A 6,000-nucleotide genomic window follows, 5' to 3' on the forward strand; every position below is an offset into this window, starting at 1 on the left:
ACGCATTCCCACGCCCGGCGTGGGAATGACTTACCTCTACGGCCGGTCCTGATCGCCGTTCTTGTCAAATACCCGCACAATCTTCGGCATCACGCTGAATACCACCAGCGCCAGCAAAGTACTCACCACCGCCGTCGCTTCGCGGCCCATACCGGCCGACACACCAATGGCGGCGGTCATCCATAAGCCTGCCGCAGTGGTCAGGCCTTTGACGTGACCCATATCACCACCGGTATTCTTCAGAATGGTACCGGCGCCGAGGAAGCCAATGCCGGCGATCACACCCTGCAATACACGGCTCATGGCGTCTGCCTGGGAACCGGACATCTGCGGGACCAGCACGAACAACGCGGCGCCCATCGCCACCAGCATGTGCGTACGAACGCCGGCGGCCTTGCCCTTCTGCTCTCGCTCAAATCCGAGAATGCCGCCCAGAATGGCCGCCATGAGCAGTCTGACGGTGATGCGTGTCAGTTGAGAGGCATCACCGATGTCAGCGAATTCAGATTGCAGCGTTACCCATACTTCGTCACACCAGGCGTCCATGAAGCCTCCTTGTCATAAATGTGTAGTACATGGACCGCAAGGACCATTAATCAGTTGCACAGAACGATGCCGCGCACACGCGTCCTAATAGATCACCACTCCCGCTAAAAAGGATGCCTGCCATGCCTGTCCGCACCCAGGATCAAACCGCTTTTTTCACCAGTGATAATGGCGAGGAAATTCGTCTGGCGCCGGATTTGACCGTAATTACCGATCATGAGATGCGTATGTCGGCGGTGGACCTTGATGGCAAACGTGTCTTCATTACAGAAGCTGAAGCTGACTTGTTGACCGTAGCAGGTGCAACGGACGGTCGTGAGAATCTGAAGGAAACCGACAGTGATTCGGTGGTCTGATTGCCGCCTGCGCCCCAGTCCTTTCAGGTAAGGCGCCTGCAGCTCAAGTGTTTCGACTCGTCGCAAACAGCGGATCAGCGAGCATCTGATCCGCTTTTTTTCGCAAAGCCTGAGTCTGTTATGCAAACAGAGCATCGCTCATAGTTCAGCGGCCTGATGGAGGCTGTTGAGCTGAAGACCATGAGCGAAAGAATCCCCGTCCAAACGATTGAACCGTCCTCATTCCTGAAAGACGATTGGCCTTCGCGTCCGCCGATCAGGGCTAAATCGACCGACAACCTGATTCACACCCGCAGCTTTACCGGCCTCTTTCGAAACATGCGCATCACCGGTGCAGGCTTCCTGTTCCTGCTTTTTTTCGGCACGGTATGGTTGAACTGGGGTGGTCGTCAGGCGGTGCTCTGGGACCTGGCCGAAAGCAAATTCCACATTTTCGGCGCAACCTTCTGGCCGCAGGATTTCATCCTGCTCTCGGCTCTGCTGATCATCGCTGCGTTCGGGTTATTCGCGATCACGGTGTTCGCCGGCCGAGTCTGGTGTGGCTACACCTGTCCGCAAAGCTCCTGGACATGGATCTTCATGTGGTGCGAAAAAATCACCGAAGGCGAACGCAATCAGCGCATCAAATTGCAAGCCGCGCCGTGGACTTTGAACAAGCTGATGCGCCGCTCAGCGAAGCACACGATGTGGCTGGCCATCAGCCTGTTGACCGGCCTGACGTTTGTTGGCTACTTCACGCCAATTCGTCCGCTCGCCGAAGAACTGCTGACCTTGCAGATTGGCGGCGTCAGCCTCTTCTGGGTGATGTTTTTCACCGGCGCGACCTACATCAACGCCGGCTGGCTACGCGAAGCGGTGTGCATGCACATGTGCCCCTATGCGCGGTTCCAGAGTGTGATGTTCGACAAGGACACTCTGACCGTTTCCTACGACGCCGCGCGTGGCGAAAACCGTGGTGCGCGCAAGCGTGAAGTGGTGCCGGCCATGGTTGGCCTGGGCGACTGCATTGACTGCCAGCTCTGTGTGCAGGTCTGTCCGACGGGCATCGACATACGCGACGGCCTGCAAATGGAGTGCATCGGTTGCGCTGCGTGCATCGACGCCTGCGATTCGATCATGGACAAAATGGGCTACGCGCGCGGTCTGATCAGCTACACCTCCGAACGGGAGTTGCAGGGCGGCAAGACCCACCTGCTTCGGCCGCGATTGATCGGCTACACCGCGGTGTTGCTGATCATGGTCGCGGCCCTCATGGTTTCCCTGGTGCAACGGCCGATGGTCTCGCTGGACGTGAGCAAGGACCGTGGCTTGTTCCGTGAAAACAGTCAGGGCCAGATCGAAAACATTTACAGCCTGAAGGTCATCAACAAGACGCAGCAGCGTCAGGATTACCGGCTGATGCTGGAAAATGCCGAAGGCTTTGTGTTGCAGGGCAAGACCGAACTGAGCCTCGCGCCGGGGGAGATTGTCGACGTGCCGGTTTCAGTGGCGATGACCATGGAACGGCCAGGCAGCAGTTCGCAAGGTATCGGCTTCAGGATTGTCGACAGTGATGAGCCACAGATTTACAGCGTGGCGACGAGCCGCTTTGTTGCACCGATGAATCGCTGAGTCGTTAAACTGCTGCGGCGCGATGAGACCGCCTCGACTTCAATGATGAAACTGCCCGGGCTTCGAATGAAACGCTACGAAAAATTCGCCGATGACATCGCTGAACTGATCCGCTCCGGCGTCCTCGGCCCTGGCGAGCGCGTGCCCTCGGTGCGCTACGCCAGCCAGACTTACGCTGTGAGCCCCTCGACTGTGTTCCAGGCCTATTACCTGCTCGAGCGCCGTGGCCTGATTCGCGCCCGCCCGCGTTCCGGCTACTTCGTCAATGCCCACGCGCCGACCTCGTTCTGCGAACCGGTGATCAGCCATCAGGCTAACGAATCGACCGAAGTGGACGTCAGCGAACTGGTGTTCTCGGTCCTCGACTCCATCAAGGACCCGAACACGGTGCCCTTCGGCTCGGCATTCCCCAGCCCTGCCCTGTTTCCTCTGCAGCGCCTGTCGCGCTCGTTGTCCAGCGCCACACGCGACATGGACCCGCGCATGGTCGTCACCGATCTTTCGCCGGGCAATCCGCAACTACGCCGGCAAATCGCCCTGCGCTACATGGTCGGCGGCTTGATGCTGCCGATGGAAGAATTGCTGATCACCAATGGCGCACTGGAAGCATTGAATCTGTGCCTGCAAGCCGTCACCGAACCCGGCGATCTGGTGGCCATCGAAGCCCCGGCGTTCTATGCCTGCCTGCAAATCCTCGAACGGCTGAAACTCAAAGCGGTGGAAATTCCCGTGCACCCGCGCGACGGCATCGACCTTGACGTGCTCGCGCAAACCCTTGAACGCCATCCGATCAAGGCCTGCTGGTGCATGACAAGTTTCCAGAATCCCATCGGCGCGACCATGCCTGAGGCGAAGAAACAGGAACTGGTTGAACTGTTGCGCAAGCATCAAGTACCTCTGATCGAGGATGATGTTTACGCCGAGCTTTATTATGGGCAACACGCGCCGAAACCGGCCAAGGCCTTTGATACCGAAGGTTTGGTGATGCATTGCGGTTCGTTCGCCAAGAGCCTGGCCCCCGGTTACCGAATTGGCTGGGTGGCGGCTGGACGCTATGCGCAGAAGATCGAACGGTTGAAGTTAATGACCTCGCTGTGCGCATCGATGCCGGCTCAGGCGGCTATTGCCGATTACTTACAGCATGGCGGCTATGACCGGCATCTGCGCAAATTGCGTTATGCGCTGGAGGAACAGCAGAGCGCGATGCTCGCGGCCATCGGCAAGTATTTCCCGGCTGAGACACGGGTGAGTCAGCCGGCGGGCGGGTATTTCCTGTGGCTGGAATTGCCGGGGCAGATGGATTCGTTGAAATTGTTTCAGATGGCGCTGGCGCAGGGCATCAGCATCGCGCCGGGGCCGATATTTTCACCGACGCAGCGATTCAGGAATTGTATTCGGTTGAACTATGGAAGTCCTTGGGATCAAGTCTCCGAAAAGGCAATGGAAGCGCTGGGGCGAATTGTTCGGTCGTTTTGAGGGGACAGTCGGCGTTTCTTCCAACAAAGGTTGAGGCTACGCGTCCGCACCGCTTATCTCGCAGCCTATGAAGACATGGCGAATCCGGCCAAAGAGTCAGCATTATTACGTGCAATCTTCCTCCGAAGCTTTGGGTCCGAATTATAAACGTTCAACGCCGTCCGCACGTCGATGCTGTTTGTAACTTCTAAAAATTCCGGTTCGGTATGCTCAAGATGATCTGCAGATGCATTACCCGTAAGCATAGTCCTGGATCTCGTGCCCATCGCTACAGGTAATACTTTTTCTTTCCGACGACTATCAATAGTCAGCGCAGCATCCTCAAGCTCCTGTCGATCTGGGTGAATATAGTAATAATCATCGGTTTTATTCTTGAGCTGATGGCTCACCTCATGAACCAGCACACGTGCGAGTTCGGAAACGGCCATATTTGAATACATTAGGTTTATATAAATTTTACGGCGCCGGTCTCCACCCAGAACAAAGGCTTCGGCATAGCCGTTTTCACCCTCAGACGCATAGAATGCAACGATCTTGGATGGTTTTTTTAATAATTTCTCAAAGAGCAACTCCATCTCTCTATAGCGATTCGTCAACGCAAGAACTTCTTCAGACTTTACCGATCCAAAATAAGCTTCATATTTTTGTTGATCATAACTCCTTTCGCCCAACTTATTCGCCGCATTTTTCACGGCTTGCCGCGCGACTGACAAACTTTGCACTAAAAAATCAGCAAATTGCGGCCGGCTCATTCTTATTTTATTCAAGCCTCTGTGCTGAACCAAGTGATTAATCTTAAATTTTTTCTCTAACCGATAATCCAGATATCTGGACAAAAGCGGGAAGTTTCCTTGCTCATCAAAATAAACAGCCGGATTATCCCTGACAAATCGATAAAAATTAATTCCATCTACATTGCCGGCTGGATCAGGATTCAGCCACCGCTGTAACCAAGGAGCGTAATACCGCGCACCATAGTAATAGAGCCCGGTTGCATCCCGTTCCTTCCCGGAATAGCGAATCGTTTTGTAGCTGGTTTCAACCTTATTCCGCCCGGCCAACCACGCCGTACCGCCGAATGGGTAATAAATTTCCTGGCTGATCGGTTTTGCCTCAGCGTCAACTTCAATGGCGCTTGAGCCCAGATGATCATCGAAGCAATAACGCAGTTGGTCATTCTCGACGCCGCCCGGTGCTGGACTGTCCCAGTGCAGCAGTCTTACCGAACAGCGGCCGGCCTGAACGCTGACCACTTGCAAGTTCTCGCCGGTGGCGCTGTTGCTGTGCAGTTCGAGGCCCGGCAGGTATCGTACTTCGTCGCTGTGGATGATGGATTTCGCTGCAGCAGTGCGGCATTTGCGGACACGCTTTCCTTCATGATCGTAACGGTAAAACTCCCTGTCACCGGGCGCGTCGCTTCGAGCAACCTGCACCACTTCTGTCAACTCATTACGGCCATTCCACTGCAAGGACTGACCCGGCTGCAACTCGAGCAAATTGCCGCGGGCATCGAAAAGTCCGTCCAGCTCCGCCCCCGGCCGGCCTTTGATGCTGCGATTACTGTGCGCAGCCACTTGCATGGTCAGCGTGTCATTCACCGCCCCTTGATGAACCCGTTGCAGCAAATTGCCCGCCGCATCATAAAAATAAGTTTCGGTGTAGTTACACCAACGGCTGCTGTCGGCCGAGCCGAAGTCTTGCCACGCCGGCAATGCAGGGCCCAATGACGGTCTGGCAGATTCCCAGCCTGTGGCTTTGATCAGTTGGTACAGCGTGTCGTAGGTGAGATGTCGGACGGGTTCGATGCGTTGGTTGGCCGAGTACTGGATGGGTAACGCGGCGTCGGTGATGTTTATGATGTTGCCGGCGGGGTCGTAGCAGTAGCTCAGTTTTTGCAGAAACTGGCCATTGGGGGCCTGATTGGCGAGCGTCAGGAGATGTCCGTTGGCCAGGTCATAGCTGGAAACTGTGCGTATTCCATTACCAGCCAGTTCCTCGAGGACCTGGCCGG

At 55.8% G+C, this 6,000-nt stretch carries 5 protein-coding genes; 3 read left to right on the forward strand and 2 right to left on the reverse strand.

Annotated elements, in window-relative coordinates; genetic code table 11:
- Positions 1-36: 36 nt before the first annotated feature.
- Positions 37-546 (reverse strand): MgtC/SapB family protein, encoded by a 510-nt coding sequence (locus DU29_RS0107085; protein WP_028621114.1) that lies wholly within the window; start codon positions 544-546, stop codon positions 37-39.
- A gap of 122 nt (positions 547-668) precedes the next feature.
- Here DU29_RS0107085 and DU29_RS0107090 point away from each other — a divergent pair, with 122 nt between their 5' ends.
- The 3 genes from DU29_RS0107090 (at position 669) to mapR (ending at position 3,989) form a co-directional block, all read left to right on the forward strand.
- Positions 669-902, forward strand: coding sequence for a DUF3203 family protein (locus tag DU29_RS0107090; protein WP_028621115.1), 234 nt, complete (start codon positions 669-671; stop codon positions 900-902).
- 180 nt (positions 903-1,082) lie between these two features.
- Complete coding sequence (gene ccoG / locus DU29_RS0107095; protein ID WP_028621116.1) at positions 1,083-2,513, forward strand: cytochrome c oxidase accessory protein CcoG; 1,431 nt, start codon at positions 1,083-1,085, stop codon at positions 2,511-2,513.
- 66 nt (positions 2,514-2,579) lie between these two features.
- Positions 2,580-3,989 carry a GntR family transcriptional regulator MpaR gene (mapR, locus tag DU29_RS0107100; RefSeq protein ID WP_028621117.1) on the forward strand — a complete coding sequence of 470 codons (1,410 nt, stop codon included), beginning with the start codon at positions 2,580-2,582 and terminating at the stop codon, positions 3,987-3,989.
- Between the two features lie 65 nt (positions 3,990-4,054).
- Here mapR and DU29_RS01000000129560 read toward each other — a convergent pair.
- A partial coding sequence (locus tag DU29_RS01000000129560; RefSeq protein ID WP_033050328.1) for an RHS repeat-associated core domain-containing protein occupies positions 4,055-6,000 on the reverse strand: 1,946 nt, incomplete at its 5' end.

This window comes from Pseudomonas sp. Ant30-3, from assembly GCF_000690905.1.
GTDB lineage: Bacteria > Pseudomonadota > Gammaproteobacteria > Pseudomonadales > Pseudomonadaceae > Aquipseudomonas.